We start from the raw sequence: 15000 nt of genomic DNA on the forward strand, positions 1-15000 counted from the left end.
CGACAGACAAAGAAAAGGCGGCCACCAGGGCCGCCTTTCACATGGAGCGAGCTGCTTAAATCACTTTAAGCGCCAACCAGTACAGTGAACCGGAAAGCAGAATCGAGATTGGCAGGGTCAATAACCAGGCCAACAGGATGTTCTTCACGGTTTTACTCTGCACGCCGCCGCCGTCCACAATCATCGTCCCGGCGACCGCCGAAGAGAGAACGTGGGTGGTGGAAACCGGCATACCGGTATAGCTGGCCACGCCAATCGACAAGGCTGCGGTCATCTGAGCCGACACGCCCTGAGCGTAGGTCATGCCCTTCTTACCAATTTTCTCGCCGATGGTAGTTGCTACACGCTGCCAACCCACCATGGTACCGAGTGACAACGCCAGAGCTACCGCGACGATAATCCAGATCGGTGCATACTCAACGGTTTGCAGCAGATCCTGACGCAGGTTTTTCAGGAAGCGTTGGTCCTGGCTAGAGGTTTCCGGCAGCTTGGCGACCTTGTCCGCGGTGTCCGTTACGCACATCAGCAGGCGACGCAGGTGGCTGCGTTGATCTACCGTCAGTTGGTCGTAACTTTGCAGGTTGTTCAGCAAACCTGAGGCAAGCTGAATCGCCGGCATGGCGCGGGCACTGTCACAATGGAACTCGACGGGTTTATCCGGCGAGACGTCCTCATCCGGGCTTGGCACCAACGGAGTCAGAGCCACCACGTGCGACAGGGCGTCACTGTGCTGCTGGTAATATTGCTGCAGATGGGTAACGGCATCACGCGTACGGGTGATGTCATAACCGGTAGCATTCATATTAAGCACGAAGCCGGCCGGCGCAACGCCGATCAGCACCAGCATAATCAGGCCGATACCTTTCTGGCCGTCGTTGGCGCCGTGCGAGAAGCTGACGCCGATAGCCGACAGGATCAGTGCGATACGCGTCCAGAACGGCGGCTTGCGTTTGCCGTCGACCTTTTCACGTTCAGCAGGCGTCATGTGCATACGCTGGCGTTTCTTGGTGCCACTCCAATAGCGGCGCAAGGCAAACACCATCAACCCGGCGACCATCATGCCAACCAGCGGCGAGATGAGCAATGACAGGAAAATACCAATCATTTTCGGGACGTTAAGCGCATCCACCACCGAAGTGTGGGTCATCAGTGCGTTGGTTAAACCCACACCAATAATTGCGCCAATCAGCGTATGGGAACTGGAGGCCGGCAGACCGAAATACCAGGTGCCGAGATTCCAGATGATAGCCGCCAGCAGCATGGAAAATACCATGGCTAATCCATGTGCTGAACTGACGTTCAACAACAGATCTGTTGGCAACAGGTGAACAATGGCGTAAGCAACACTCAAACCACCGAGCATTACGCCAAGAAAGTTGAACAAACCAGCCATCACGACCGCAAGTTGCGAGCGCATGGCACGGGTATAGATTACTGTAGCAACCGCATTGGCCGTATCATGAAAACCGTTAATGGCTTCATAAAACAACACGAACAACAATGCGAGAATTAACATCAGGCCGGTATGGAAATCCAGGCCAGCGAACAAATGCAGCATAAGCGTTACGCCAGTTTGTGGACATGAACGCCGCGCATTATCCGTGACAACCGGGGCCGGGGAAAAGGAAAATATGACGTTTTTTTGATTTAGATATGACGAAATGATGGCAATGGTATGACAAAGATATGAAATATCAGTGCGTTATACTGTCTGTCCCACTGTAATATTTTCTTACTATGGCGTTGTCGGTGCCATGGCTTTACAATCTGCCGCCGTAAAGTTGCCGGTTACCGGTAGCGATTCGGCTTAATATGGCGGCCTTTTGTCGCGATTGTGATTTTTATTCAGAGAGGCGCAGGTGGAACAGTTTGATGTCGTGGTAATAGGTGCGGGCGCAGCGGGCATGTTTTGCGCGGCGCAGGCAGGGCAACTCGGTTGCCGGGTGCTGCTGCTCGACAACGGCAAAAAACCGGGCCGCAAAATCCTGATGTCCGGCGGCGGACGCTGTAACTTTACCAACATGTACACCGAACCGGCCGCTTACCTGTCGAATAACCCGCATTTTTGTAAATCGGCACTGGCGCGTTACACCCAGTGGGATTTTATCGATCTGATCAACCGTCACGGCATTGCCTACCACGAGAAAACGCTGGGGCAACTGTTCTGCGACGACTCGGCGCAGCAGGTGGTCGAACTGCTGGTCAAAGAGTGTGAGCTGGGTCAGGTGACAACGCGCCTGCGTAGCGAAGTGCTGGCTGTCGAAAAAACCGCCGAAGGCTTCGAGCTGACACTGAACGGAGAGAAAGTAAGTGCTCGCTCACTTGTGGTGGCCAGCGGTGGTTTGTCGATGCCGGGTCTGGGTGCGACGCCGTTCGGTTATAAGCTGGCGGAGCAGTTCGGCCTGAAAGTGCTGCCGACACGTGCTGCACTGGTGCCTTTCACGCTGCATAAGCCGCTGCTGGAACACCTGCAGACCCTGTCCGGCGTCTCTGTACCTGCGGTGATCACCGCCGAAAACGGCGTCAGCTTCCGCGAAAGCCTGCTTTTCACCCACCGTGGCCTGTCTGGCCCGGCGGTATTACAACTTTCCAGCTACTGGCAGCCTGGTGAGTTTGTAAGCGTTAACTTACTTCCTGCGCTTGATCTGGCGGGCTTCCTTAACGAACAACGCCAGGCCCACCCGAATCAAAGCCTGAAAAATACCCTGGCGCTGCACCTGCCGAAGCGTCTGGTGGAGTGTCTGCAGACGTTAGGGCAATTACCGGAAGTCACGCTGAAGCAGTTGAACCCGACGCAGCAGGCTGCGCTGGTAGATACTTTGCAGAATTGGCGTGTGCAGCCAAACGGCACCGAAGGCTACCGCACGGCGGAAGTGACGCTCGGCGGTGTGGATACCAAAGAGCTTTCTTCCAAGACTATGGAGGCCGCCAAGGTGCCAGGCCTGTATTTTATCGGCGAAGTGGTGGATGTGACAGGGTGGCTGGGGGGCTATAACTTCCAGTGGGCCTGGAGCTCCGCCTGGGCCTGTGCACAGGCTTTGGCTCTTCAGAAACCAAGATAGATCGGCAGCGTTAAAATATTGATCAAATTTGTTTTATCCACTGGCGGGGGCACGGTGAACGTTTCTCGCCTGTGGCGATAGATTTTGCCTGTCGGAAATGTAGCCAACCGTTTTAACAGGCTGATAAGCAGCGCCGAATTTTTACTTTGCCCCCTTCCCCTCGCATAAGTGGTATTCATAAGTAAGAACACATAAGACACTTACCCTCACCCTTTGCCTATCTCATAAGTTAGTCTCTTTGACGGGAATTAGACGCAATTTTTTTAGCGTACAGGATATTCTCATTATACCGATCAATTACATTCTTATGAGTGAGAAGATGAACAATGCCTTTGTTATCTGCCTGAATATTATAGGTGTTATGGTTGTAAGTTTGGTTTTGATAAGGCTTTTATCCTAACGGATAACTGACTGTCACTGGGATACTGGCTGTAATAGATGAGTACACCTTCCAGCTGTGTATCATTGGCTCGAGATAATCAAACGTAGTCTGACGAAGATGTTACAACCGCAGACTGGCATGAACTTTCACATATCTAGACACCAACGCCCTAGTCGAAGATTTTAAGTTAGTCTAATTATTATGGTTAAATTATTTGATTTAAAATCAATGGGTTGAACATCACGCTGGCTTACATAAGTTATTTTTTTCGTTTCAATATCATTAAGTAAGATTGAAAAAATTGATTATGTTGAGACTATTCTTGATGATGTTGTTCAGGGAGTGGGCAATTTGTTATTTTCTAATAGATTAGCACCAAAGTTAACTATTTAAGTAAGGTACGGAAGTGCCAACAGCCTGGCCAGTCATTTAAATTTAACAAAAGCAGTAGGTTATTTAGATTTATAAGGATGCTCATAAATATATGACATTCTCATTTTGTTGCTGTTGCTGATGTAGAAAATATTAATAACTTTGTTAGCAAGCAAAAAATCACCCTAGGTATACTAAATGTCTCTAGCAACATAAGAGAGAAAGAGGCGAATTTTTACAATTTAGTATGAATGATTATGTAATGGCTGCGAGTAGCCCTTTGATTTCGGCGAACCTTTAGTTAATAGATAATTGTATTATGGATATGTTTTATATTTTACTTGTTTGTATTTTAGTGAGCATTTTTTCATTTTATAAGCACTACTTAATCGTTAAGAAGCGACAGTTGCCAAAAAAAATAAGGCATATGTCAAGGCGGTGTAAGTAATCGTTGATGTATATTATTTGATTATCATACCTCCAGGTGGTTTTTATGTCTAACGACAGCAGTTATATATTTAAAATTGATGATGTTATATTTTTTAACCCAAAAGAGAACAAGCTTATAAATATAGAAAGTGAGAAGCAAATCTCACTATATATAACGTGTTCTCGTTGTCTGTCTATATTGTTAGATAATTATAATGGCATAGTGAGTCAGAATGATATTCTAGAATTTGCCTGGCCTGATAACCACAAAGTTGTCTCTTATAACACGTTCTACCAATGTGTTTTAAACTTGCGTAAAGCTTTTTTCCAAATTGACTACCATAAAAAGATAATTATTACTGTTCCTAAAAAAGGGTTATCTATAGCAACAGATATAACCATATCTAAAGTAGCAAGCAGTCATGAAAGTGACATTAACAAAAAATTAAGTATGTATTCTGATAGTATATATATTGATGATTACGAAAATGATAACAACCTATTAATTGAAGAGATGTTTGTAGATACAGATAGACATAATAGGATATATGTAATTATATTGATACTGGCAGCGTTGGTAATGACTGCGGCTGTATCCGTATATTACTATCTGAATACCAATTTTTTTTCAAACTATACCGAATATACATCAAGTGATACAGAGTGTCATGTATATATAAATGAAGGAGAATCAACGGTCGCTCAAAGTAAAAATTTTATTGAGCAAGAAAAAGAAATATGCAGAGGTAACCGTTATGTTTACCTTACTCTATATCAGAATACAAAGCGCGCGTCAGCTATCGTTTGTAAAAGGCGAATGAATTACTTCACTAATAATAGTTGTACTTCATACTATTATCCTGCGTATGAGGGTGCGCATGAAAAAGATAAATAAATACATTATGCTGTTGATTTTATCATTGGCAACATCTGTCATTTTTATATGTGTTTTATGGGAGAGCAAAGATCAGTTTAGTTGCCAATCAAATATTATCATAAAAAATAGAGGCAGCGTTTTCTATGGAATTATTAATTTTAATGTTTCATCTGATAATGGAACGGTGAATATTAATGGGTTCATAAAAAATGAAACTGCGCCAGATTACATTATTAATCGAACCATCTTATTTTCTTCTTCTATTCATGGGGGGATATCGGTCTGGAAGTCAACGAATGTATCGATAGGAAATACAGACACGACACCCACTCAGTTATTGATTGGGATAATTCCGCAAGTGTATCTGGAGTCGTTAACAATTTCAGATGTTAGTTTCCAAAAGCTTGACAATAAATCATACCTTTTCTTAAGGGAATTTGTTCCTTATGCATACTGTAAGGTGAGTTAACTATCTATGTAACGGATAATTTAAGGTGGAGTAATTATGAAGGTTATTGTGATTTCTGATGATAGATACTTTTCAATGGGCGTATATTATATTTTAGAAGGCAGCCACAGTGTTTTCATTCACGATGAAAATAGTGCAAAATTAATTAATTTCAACTATGTGCATAATGCAGTTGTTTTAATATCTGTTAATTCAAGCATGTTATTTTTAGACATTGTGTGTAATATAAATCAACTGACAAACAGAGTTTTTGTGGTCACTGAGAATAACCGATGCACAAGAATGCAGTCTGCATCAATTTATCAATTAGTGAATAAACGGTTATCGGCTATAATGCTGAATGGAATGGTTAGTGAAGTTGATGTTCTATGTTTTCCAAAGATATCACTGTCTGAGAGAGAGAGAAAGATATTACACTTAATATTGAATGGGATGTCTAGTAATAGAATTTCTATCGAACTAGATATATCAATAAAAACAGTGAGCTCTCACAGAGTCAATGCATTAAGGAAGCTTGGGTTGAAAAAAATAAACCAAATAGGTGATTTGTCAAAAATTTATAACTGATAGTGGAATTTATTTTTAGATGTGAATTACGTTTTTTTTAAATTTACATTATGAATCTCGGAGATCGAAATCATATAACTCATATCCAGTCAGTATTTTTAAATAAGCTGTCAATTATTATGGCTATTTCTTTAAAAGCTTTGTTTTTTAATGAGCTTTTTTTAAATGTCATATAAAGACTAATGTTTGGCAGAGAAAAATTTCCGTCAAAATCGCGGGCTGTAATATTATAAGCATTTTTGAACCTTTCGTAAACTCGACTGGGAACCAATGCTAAAAGGTGGGTGTGTTCAATCACTGAGAAAAGAGTCATCAAAGATGAGGTAGAGAATGCATATGTTAATCCACCAGAATGGAATTCAATGTGCCCCTTTATTTTTCTTGCTTCAAGCGAATTGTTTTCTATAAATACGTACTTCTCATTTCCTAGCGTTTCTTGGTTTAGCGGACAATTGACACGAGGGTGGTTTTTGTTACAAATGAAAATAAGATGGTCGTTAAATACAGCTTCACTGATATAGGACGGATTGCTCGTTTTATTAATATCCAGGACGATGTCAGCATATTGCTGAGATAATATATCGCTGTCGGTACTAATCATATTATACTGACTAATATGTTTAATTTTATAATTTTTACTATTTTCATCGATGTAACTTAGAAGTTGTTGGAAGATACTCCAGGAGTAATAGTGAGAGCAAAAAATAATAAAAATAGGCTTGGTTTCTGAAATAGAGGCACTGGTGATATATTCCATAAGTGGTGAAAGCATGACTTCCATTTCGTTGTACAATTCACCGCCTAGTAAGGTAGGTCTAAGCTTGTTATTTTCTCTAATAAATAGAGGGTCGTTAAAAAAAACTCTCAATTTCTGCAACGCCTGACTTATTGCTGATAGGGTCACGTTTAAAAAGTTAGCCGCCTTGGTAACGCTTTCATACTTATAAACTATTTTAAAAATAATCAATAAATTCAAATCAAATTTTTTAACCAAACTGTACATTCTAGACTGGGTTGCGCTCATTGCAGCTACCTTAAGGAATGATGCATTGTGAGATTGTTTGAGAGCATTTACGAAAATTAAGTATAGCTCTACTATCCTATGTTTAATAAACAGTGGGTTATCATATCAAGTGTGCTGCTTTTGGGTTTCCTGACCCTATTTAGTTATAGCAGGAAAAGCTGATTTAGAGTACTGCAGTTTGTTGGTTTTGTTATGTTTTGAATTTATTCTGAAAAATTTTATTGACCCTACCTGCAAGATAACTGCGAACGGCGCAGTGCCGGCCCCCTAATCTGTCTCCATTCATTAGTTTTTTAGCTGAGTTTGGTCGCGTTACTTAATGTGAGTTTTCATTGGCGTTTGCTTTTCCAAAGCAAGCGTAACTCTGAGCGGGTGTCAGAGGTTAATTGTCATCGCTCATATCCAGCAAGAGAACTCAGCAGTTCTTTGCCGGAGCTGCATGGCATTGCGGTCATAATCTGTTTTGAATGGTTTCCTGGTGATTGACTTTTCTTTATCCGCGGTCGTTGATTAATTATTTGTAAAAATTCAATTTCATTACTGCTTGGTCGTGGTGACAGATTGTGATTTTTTTTGTTATAAATATCAATTAATTAGATCTTATCCTCTCACGTAATAACGGCAATTTTCTATGGTGAGTTTATGTAAGGGGGAATCGCTAGCAGCGGGAAAGGACGGTGAGTAGTATGTCTACACAAATTCCGAAAGTTCGCTAATAGCAACAAGCGATACAACGGAATGGTGTAACAGCGCTGCTTAATAACAGTTAGCTAAATAACAGGTAGTCGTAGTCGGATAGTAAACAACAAAGTAAACAACAAATAGCAATTAACAAACTCAACAATTAACAATCAAGGGTAAGTAAATGAAAATTAAATCATTGGCCGTCGCAGTAATGACAATCGTTTCTCTGGCTGGTGTAGCACACGCAGCGACTACAACTGTCAACGGTGGCACAGTTCACTTTAAAGGTGAGGTTGTAAATGCTGCTTGTGCGGTGGATGCAGGCTCTGTTGATCAGACAGTAACTCTGGGCCAGGTTAAATCCAGCACCTTAGCTACTGCTGGTGCCACCAGTTCAGCAGTAGGCTTTAAAATTCAGTTGGATGACTGTGATACCACCGTCGCTAACTCTGCCGCTGTAGCCTTCTCCGGCACTTCGGTTAGCAGCACTTACAATACTGCATTGGCTCTGCAAAGTTCAGCTGCCGGCAATGCAACTAACGTAGGTATTCAGATCCTGGATGCTACCAGCACCCCACTGGCGCTGGACGGCGCATCCTTCAGTGTTGCTACCACTCTGATTGATGGCACCAACGTTCTTCCATTCCAGGCTCGTTACATCGCTACAGGTACCGCTACTGCGGGTACTGCTGATGCCGATGCCAATTTCCAGGTTCAATACCAATAATAATAAATGGATCATCAAGGATGATTTTTCGGGCCAGGATGGCCTGTTTTTTCGTAGCCGGATGCAGGGGGAACTATGTGGCGAGTAGGGCCGGGAATAGTGCTAATGCTACTGGGACAGATGGCTATCGCAGGAAATCATTGGAAGGTTGAGCTTCCCGGCGGGGGAGTCCGTTTTCAGGGCGAATTAATCGCAGATGCCTGTACCGTGGAATTAGCAGATCAACACCTTACAGTAATTATGGGACAAGTTAGCAGCAACCGATTTCATTGGGTTGGTGATGAGGCTGATCCCGTTCCTTTTGATATTCACTTGGTTAACTGCAGCCCCAATGTTAGTCGCAATGTGGGTGTCATGTTCCAAGGGGTGGCTGATGGAAAAAATCCGGATGTGCTTTCTATTGGTGAAGGACCCGGTATCGCCAGCGGTATCGCCGTGGCTTTGTTTGACGCGAGCGGAAGCTTTATTCCTCTTAATACCATTCCGCAGCATTGGACACCATTGCAAAATGGGCCATTGAGTCTGCATTTTGTCGCGAAATATCGTGCAGTCGGCCATTCCGTGACTGGCGGGTTGGCTAATGCCCAGGCATGGTTTGCACTCACTTATCAGTAAGGTCCTACCCAAGTGGCATAGGGAAAACGTGAAGCCAGCAATTAAGCGAATCACTGCAAGATAACCAGGATTTAATAATGATGTTTAGAAAGATGATGGTCACGTTGATGACCTTGGCTGTTGCTGGGAGTATTGGCACGGCAACCGCAGGGGTTGGATTGGGAGCTACACGTGTAGTTTATCCTTCAAATCAAAAACAGGTAACTTTGAGCGTAAGCAATAATGATGCCAAAGGTACTTATCTTATTCAATCTTGGGTAGAAAATTCAGACGGTAAGAAAGATGGCCGCTTTGTTATCACACCTCCGCTTTTTTTAATGAGTGGAAAAAAAGAGAATACGCTGCGAATTATTGATGCGACTAACCAAAGCTTGCCGAAAGATCGTGAGAGCTTATTTTGGATGAATGTAAAAGCCATTCCTTCCATGGATAAATCACGGCAAAAAGAAAATACCTTGCAATTGGCTATTACCAGCCGAATAAAATTATTTTACCGCCCACTTGGGCTGAGTATGCCACCAGAAAAGGCGCCAGAACAGCTGCGCTTTAAACGTAGTAGTAATGAGCTGATGATTTCTAATGCTAGCCCCTACTATGTCACGGTAACCGCGCTGAATGCGGGTGCGCGGATCCTGGATAATACCATGGTGCCACCAATGGGAACTTCTAGTGTGAAATTACCTGCAGATGCTGGAGGGACCATCACTTATAGAACAATCAATGACTTTGGTGCTTTGACTCCGGTGATGAAAGGTGTAATGCAGTAAATTATGTAAACGGCATTCATTTCATAAAACACACTAAAAATAAGCGAGATTGCCGAGCTGCGTCTATTGAGTCGAGGGGAATATGTTATATCTAAAAAAACGTATGGATAGTCAAATAACTTTAAAATATAACAATAAAAACGTATCCATAAAGAAATCGGCATGGACGCCTTTAGCTGTCGTGATAACGGTTCTATGCAGTAGTCTGTCAGCTCAGGCAGATGACTATTTTAACCCTCGTTTTCTTTCAGATGATCCAAGTCAGGTTGCTGATTTATCCGGATTTGAAAAAGGGTTGGAGGCCCCACCAGGAACTTATCGTGTTGATATTTATTTGAATGACGGTTTTATGACTACCCGAGATGTTTCTTTTAAGGCTGATGCTGATAATAAGACATTAGTACCTTGCTTGACACGAGATCAATTATCTTCAATGGGGGTGAGCACTCGTGGGATCCCAGGGATTGCTGTGCTGGCGGCAGAGACTTGTGTGCCTTTCACCTCATTGATTAAAGATGCCTCCAGCCATTTTGATGTTGGACAGCAGCGGCTATCGATTAGCATCCCTCAGGCCTTTATGGGTAATTCGGCCCGTGGTTATATCCCCCCGGAACAGTGGGAAAATGGTATTACAGCGGGGCTGCTTAACTACAGTCTTTCCGGGAATAATGTTCATACCAATACCGGGGGCGTAAGCAATTATGCCTACCTTAATCTGCAAAGTGGATTAAATTTCGGCGCATGGCGATTGCGAGATAATAGTTCATGGAATTACAGCAGCGGCAGCGGGGCAACGGTAAGTCAGAATCAGTGGCAGCACATCAATACTTATTTGGAACGGGACATTGCGTCTGTACGCGGTAGATTGACTGTGGGGGATGGGTTCACATCAGGGGATATCTTTGACGGAACGAATTTCCGCGGTGCCCAAATAGCGTCGGTTGATAGCATGCTGCCAGATAGCCAGCGTGGGTTTGCGCCGGTGATTCATGGCATTGCCCGTGGTACGGCTAAGGTTTCCATTAAACAGAATGGGTATGAGGTTTACCAAACCACGGTGCCTCCTGGGCCTTTTACTATTAACGATATTTTTGCAGCGGGCAATAGTGGTGACCTACAGGTCACTATTCTGGAAGCTGATGGATCATCTCAGGTATTCTCTGTGCCTTATTCATCGGTGCCCGGTCTGTTACGCGAAGGGCAAGTAAGATATACGGCAACGGCAGGGCAGCTTAGAAGTGGCAACAGTCAAAAGGAAGAACCAAGTTTTGGCCAGGGAACCCTGCAGTGGGGTCTTCCTGGGGATTGGACGGTATCAGGAGGAGGGCAGTTTTCCGACCATTATCGAGCCTTAAACCTCGGTGTGGGGAAAAATTTAGGCAATTTTGGCGCGATGTCAATGGACATCACTCAAGCCCAGGCCACCTTGCCTGATGACAGCGATCATCAGGGGCAGTCTTTACGTTTTCTCTATAACAAGTCATTGAATGATTGGGGAACCAATCTCCAACTGGTGGGGTATCGTTACTCAACCAGTGGATATTTTACTCTGGCTGACACCTCCTGGCGCCAGATGAGTGGCTACAGCGTTGTCACTGATGATGGCGTTATTCAGGTTAAGCCAAAATTCACTGACTACTACAACCTGGCGTACAACAAACGTGGTCGGCTGCAAATGTCAGTAACTCAGCAAATCGGCCGTGGCTCGACGTTATATCTGACAGGCAGCCAGCAGTCTTATTGGGGAACCAATGGTGTAGATGAACAGCTTCAGGCCGGGTATAGCGGTGTTGTACAAGATATCAGCTACACATTGAGCTATAGCCTGACGAAAAATGCCTGGCAACCTGGCCAAGATAATATGCTGGCTTTCAGCATCAGTATTCCGTTTAGCCATTGGCTGCGTTCTGACAGTCAGTCTGCTTTCCGAAATGGCAACGTCAATTACACCATGTCTGATGATTTGAATGGGCGTATGACAAACCAGGCTGGTGTATATGGAACATTGTTGGCGGATAACAACCTGAGTTACAGCGTACAGACGGGTTATGCCGGCGGTGGCATGGGAACCTCCGGTGGGACAGGGAATGCTGCGCTTAATTATCGGGGTGGCTCGGGCAATGTCAACGTGGGATACAGCCAAAGCAATGGTTACGACCAACTGTATTACGGAGTGAGTGGTGGAGTGCTGGCTCATCAGTATGGTGTCACCTTGAGCCAACCGCTGAATGATACGACGGTACTTATCAGAGCGCCGGGCGCAGATCACGTGTCGGTGGAAAATCAGACCGGAGTGCGGACCGATGGGCGGGGTTATGCCGTGCTGCCGTTTGCCATGGACTATCGTGAAAATCGTGTTGCCTTGAATACCAATACTCTGGCAAACAACGTTGATCTGGATGATGCGGTTGTCAGTGTTGTGCCTACCCATGGTGCTGTGGTACTTGCGGACTTTAAGACGCACGTTGGCCTTAAGGTATTAATGACTCTGACACATAACGGGAAACCTTTACCGTTCGGGGCCGTGGTTTCCTTCGATAACGGTAAATCAGCAAGTATTGTTGCTGAAGGTGGGCAGGTGTATCTGACGGGATTACCGCCAAAAGGTGAAGTGAAAGCCAAGTGGGGTGATGGTGTGGCCGATCAGTGTAGTGTGACTTATCAGATACCGTCGAACAGCCAACAACAATCACTTAGTTATGTATCGGCAGTATGCCGGTGATACGGGCCAGGAGAAAGCATCAATGAGAAAACATCTATATATCCTGTGTCTGCTGTCACTTGTTACCCATCGAGTTGCGCTGGCAGCAGACAGTGCGATCACTATTATCGGAACCGTTAATGGTAATACTTGTTTTGTGTCATCCGGTTCCAGCAATTTTACGGTGGATTTGATGAGTAACTCGTCAAAACTGCTTTACCAACCAGGGGCGGTCACACCCTTGGTACCGTTCAGTATTGTGTTTGACCAATGCGGTAGTTCAGCAACCGGCGTTAAAGTGGGTTTCACTGGGCCGGCGGATAATAATAATACCTCATTACTGAAAATTAATGGTGGGGGTGGGGCTGCTGCGGGAGTAGGGATCCAGATCATGGACAATAACAAAAACGCTATTGATCTAAACTCGGCGCAAAGCGCACTGGATTGGTCGCCGCTCACTGGGAACCAGTCTAACACATTGTATTTTTATGCACGTTTGATGGCGACGTTGTCCCCTGTGACCGCTGGGGCCGTTAATGCTACAGCAGATTTCACCTTGGAATTTCAGTAACCGGAGATATGAGATATGAACACCATTGGCGCCGGGTTGGTTGCTGGAGTATTACTGATAACATTGGCATTTCAGGCAAATGCAACGGATGTCACTATCACGATTAATGGCAGAGTTGTCGCTCATCCTTGCACAGTGTCAACTCCAACAGCAACGGTTGATCTCGGTAACTTATATACAACAAACCTGGCGACGGCGGGCTCCGTTTCAGCATGGCTGCCTGTTACCTTAAACCTCACTAATTGCCCGGTAGGGACGTCAATGGTTACCGCAACGTTTTCCGGGACGGCGGACGCGACGGGTAATTATTACGCCAATCAAGGGTCTGCGGGCAATATTGCTCTGCAGCTGGAAGATAATGGCGGGGCAAGTTTACCTAACGGTAGCACAAAAACTGTTTCGGTAGATAATACATCGCAGGCAGCTAATTTTGTGTTGCAGGTGCGAGCCATTACACCCAGTGGTAATGCTACCCAAGGGAATATTCAATCTCTGATTAACGTGACATATACGTATTCATGATCGTAGGTGTATTCTAATGTTAAGATTAATATCTCTATTTTTAAAATATTTCACTGTTACTATGCTGTTTGCTTTTTACTCATCTGGAGCTAACGATTTTTCCTGTTGGGCTGGTGGGAATTTTATTGGTGTGCAGGGGGGGAGTGCAAATGTTTATGTGAATATGACTCCAACAATTGGGGTTGGCCAGAACCTGGTTGTTGATTTGAGTTCTCAGATAAAATGTTATAACCAAGATTCTGGTGCTACGGTAGATTATGCTAAATTGGCATCGGGTTCAGCTTTTGCTGGTGCACTGGTAAATTTTCAAGGGACTATTTACTATAATGGTTCAACGTACCCATTCCCAACAACCGGTCCGACAAATAATTTCGCTCTCAATACCGGTAACTATGTACCATTGCCAGCAAAACTTTATCTAACCCCGTTAGGGGGCGCTAGCGGGGTTGTGATAAAAGCAGGATCTCTAATTGCATCCTTCAATATGATTCAAAGTAACCAGGTGAGGAATCCACTTGGTCCAATAAATGAAGCTGCTGATTATGTATGGAATGTTTATGCCAATAATGATGTGGTGATACCGACCGGTGGTTGTGATGTCTCCGCTCGTAATGTTGTGGTGAATCTGCCGGATTATCCTGGAACGGCACAGGTGCCACTAACGGTGCATTGTGCTCAAAATCAGGCGCTTGCCTATTACTTAACTGGGCCTACGACAGACTCGGCATCCACCATTTTTACTAATTCGGCATCTTCTCCGGCTCAGGGCATTGGTGTCCAGCTCTCAAATAGTGGTGGTGTTATTGCAACTAACAATAATGTGGCCTTGGGAACTGTTGGCACTTCTCCAGTCGATCTGGGTTTAACTGCGACGTATGCAAGAAGCACCGGGCAAGTAACTGCAGGAAATGTCACGGCCGTAGTTGGGGTAACATTCTTGTACCCATAATCTCGTGTAAGGCGTTATGTGAGACTACCTGCCAAGACTGAATCAGTGCCAGACCAAAATAACGATGCCATTGCCCGGGTGAACTAAAACCGCACCGCAGGGCAATGGCGATCGACACGCGAGACGTTTGGCTCACTTGTTTTCAGACTTAGCGATAAAAATATTATTATTGTGCTTGTTCTATTTTATCGGGAATTTTTAAATACATCGAAAAACCCTCTAATTAGAACCACTGAATAAATATATTAAAAATTTTTAATCCTAAAGGTTTTTATAAATATG

General features: G+C 44.3%; 13 protein-coding genes. 11 read left to right on the top strand and 2 right to left on the bottom strand.

Going from position 1 to position 15000, the window contains the following annotated elements; all coding sequences use genetic code 11:
* Nucleotides 1-55: 55 nt before the first annotated feature.
* Nucleotides 56-1558, bottom strand: a complete 1503-nt coding sequence (pitA, locus tag OC597_RS18030) for an inorganic phosphate transporter PitA (RefSeq protein WP_261260311.1) — start codon at nt 1556-1558, stop codon at nt 56-58.
* Nucleotides 1559-1859: 301 nt separating this feature from the next.
* Between pitA and OC597_RS18035 the strand changes: the two genes are divergently transcribed.
* The 4 genes from OC597_RS18035 to OC597_RS18050 all read left to right on the top strand — a co-directional run bounded on the left by OC597_RS18035 (nt 1860) and on the right by OC597_RS18050 (nt 6158).
* Nucleotides 1860-3062, top strand: coding sequence for a BaiN/RdsA family NAD(P)/FAD-dependent oxidoreductase (locus OC597_RS18035; protein WP_262209859.1), 1203 nt, complete (start codon nt 1860-1862; stop codon nt 3060-3062).
* A 1247-nt stretch (nt 3063-4309) separates the two neighbouring features.
* The gene (locus OC597_RS18040) at nt 4310-5140 is read left to right on the top strand and encodes a winged helix-turn-helix domain-containing protein (protein WP_262209861.1); all 831 of its coding nucleotides are present in this window, start codon (nt 4310-4312) and stop codon (nt 5138-5140) included.
* On the top strand, nt 5124-5591 hold the full coding sequence (locus OC597_RS18045; RefSeq protein WP_262209863.1) for a hypothetical protein: 468 nt from the start codon (nt 5124-5126) through the stop codon (nt 5589-5591). Before OC597_RS18040 ends, OC597_RS18045 begins: the two co-directional genes overlap by 17 nt.
* Nucleotides 5592-5627: 36 nt before the next feature.
* Nucleotides 5628-6158 carry a helix-turn-helix domain-containing protein gene (locus OC597_RS18050; protein ID WP_262209865.1) on the top strand — a complete coding sequence of 177 codons (531 nt, stop codon included), beginning with the start codon at nt 5628-5630 and terminating at the stop codon, nt 6156-6158.
* A gap of 79 nt (nt 6159-6237) precedes the next feature.
* Here OC597_RS18050 and OC597_RS18055 read toward each other — a convergent pair whose 3' ends face one another.
* The gene (locus OC597_RS18055; protein WP_262209867.1) at nt 6238-7182 is read right to left on the bottom strand and encodes a LysR family transcriptional regulator; all 945 of its coding nucleotides are present in this window, start codon (nt 7180-7182) and stop codon (nt 6238-6240) included.
* A gap of 865 nt (nt 7183-8047) precedes the next feature.
* Between OC597_RS18055 and fimA the strand changes: the two genes are divergently transcribed.
* The 7 genes from fimA to OC597_RS18090 all read left to right on the top strand — a co-directional run bounded on the left by fimA (nt 8048) and on the right by OC597_RS18090 (nt 14718).
* Nucleotides 8048-8593: a type 1 fimbrial major subunit FimA gene (gene fimA, locus OC597_RS18060; RefSeq protein WP_262209868.1), complete on the top strand. Its 546-nt coding sequence runs from the start codon at nt 8048-8050 to the stop codon at nt 8591-8593.
* A 75-nt stretch (nt 8594-8668) separates the two neighbouring features.
* On the top strand, nt 8669-9208 hold the full coding sequence (locus OC597_RS18065; protein ID WP_262209870.1) for a fimbrial protein: 540 nt from the start codon (nt 8669-8671) through the stop codon (nt 9206-9208).
* Nucleotides 9209-9288: 80 nt separating this feature from the next.
* Nucleotides 9289-9975, top strand: coding sequence for a fimbria/pilus periplasmic chaperone (locus tag OC597_RS18070; protein WP_262209969.1), 687 nt, complete (start codon nt 9289-9291; stop codon nt 9973-9975).
* 82 nt (nt 9976-10057) lie between these two features.
* A complete protein-coding gene (locus OC597_RS18075; RefSeq protein WP_316044869.1) occupies nt 10058-12697 on the top strand; it encodes a fimbrial biogenesis usher protein in 2640 nt (879 codons plus the stop codon).
* A 22-nt stretch (nt 12698-12719) separates the two neighbouring features.
* On the top strand, nt 12720-13247 hold the full coding sequence (gene fimF, locus OC597_RS18080; RefSeq protein ID WP_262209872.1) for a type 1 fimbrial adaptor subunit FimF: 528 nt from the start codon (nt 12720-12722) through the stop codon (nt 13245-13247).
* A 15-nt stretch (nt 13248-13262) separates the two neighbouring features.
* Complete coding sequence (gene fimG / locus OC597_RS18085) at nt 13263-13769, top strand: type 1 fimbrial minor subunit FimG (protein WP_262209874.1); 507 nt, start codon at nt 13263-13265, stop codon at nt 13767-13769.
* 16 nt (nt 13770-13785) lie between these two features.
* On the top strand, nt 13786-14718 hold the full coding sequence (locus tag OC597_RS18090) for a fimbrial protein (protein WP_262209875.1): 933 nt from the start codon (nt 13786-13788) through the stop codon (nt 14716-14718).
* Nucleotides 14719-15000: the final 282 nt, after the last annotated feature.

Origin of the sequence: Serratia proteamaculans (assembly GCF_946227095.1) — a bacterium.
Classification (GTDB): domain Bacteria; phylum Pseudomonadota; class Gammaproteobacteria; order Enterobacterales; family Enterobacteriaceae; genus Serratia; species Serratia proteamaculans_E.

What these genes read in the sequence shown, in the direction of transcription:
- OC597_RS18070 (WP_262209969.1), top strand. Translation starts at nt 9,289, where the DNA reads ATGTTTAGAAAGATGATGGTCACGTTGATGACCTTGGCTGTTGCTGGG.
- OC597_RS18050 (WP_262209865.1), top strand. Translation starts at nt 5,628, where the DNA reads ATGAAGGTTATTGTGATTTCTGATGATAGATACTTTTCAATGGGCGTA.
- fimA (WP_262209868.1), top strand. Translation starts at nt 8,048, where the DNA reads ATGAAAATTAAATCATTGGCCGTCGCAGTAATGACAATCGTTTCTCTG.
- OC597_RS18045 (WP_262209863.1), top strand. Translation starts at nt 5,124, where the DNA reads ATGAAAAAGATAAATAAATACATTATGCTGTTGATTTTATCATTGGCA.
- fimG (WP_262209874.1), top strand. Translation starts at nt 13,263, where the DNA reads ATGAACACCATTGGCGCCGGGTTGGTTGCTGGAGTATTACTGATAACA.
- OC597_RS18065 (WP_262209870.1), top strand. Translation starts at nt 8,669, where the DNA reads ATGTGGCGAGTAGGGCCGGGAATAGTGCTAATGCTACTGGGACAGATG.
- pitA (WP_261260311.1), bottom strand. Translation starts at nt 1,558, where the DNA reads ATGCTGCATTTGTTCGCTGGCCTGGATTTCCATACCGGCCTGATGTTA.
- OC597_RS18040 (WP_262209861.1), top strand. Translation starts at nt 4,310, where the DNA reads ATGTCTAACGACAGCAGTTATATATTTAAAATTGATGATGTTATATTT.
- OC597_RS18055 (WP_262209867.1), bottom strand. Translation starts at nt 7,182, where the DNA reads ATGAGCGCAACCCAGTCTAGAATGTACAGTTTGGTTAAAAAATTTGAT.
- OC597_RS18090 (WP_262209875.1), top strand. Translation starts at nt 13,786, where the DNA reads ATGTTAAGATTAATATCTCTATTTTTAAAATATTTCACTGTTACTATG.
- fimF (WP_262209872.1), top strand. Translation starts at nt 12,720, where the DNA reads ATGAGAAAACATCTATATATCCTGTGTCTGCTGTCACTTGTTACCCAT.
- OC597_RS18075 (WP_316044869.1), top strand. Translation starts at nt 10,058, where the DNA reads ATGTTATATCTAAAAAAACGTATGGATAGTCAAATAACTTTAAAATAT.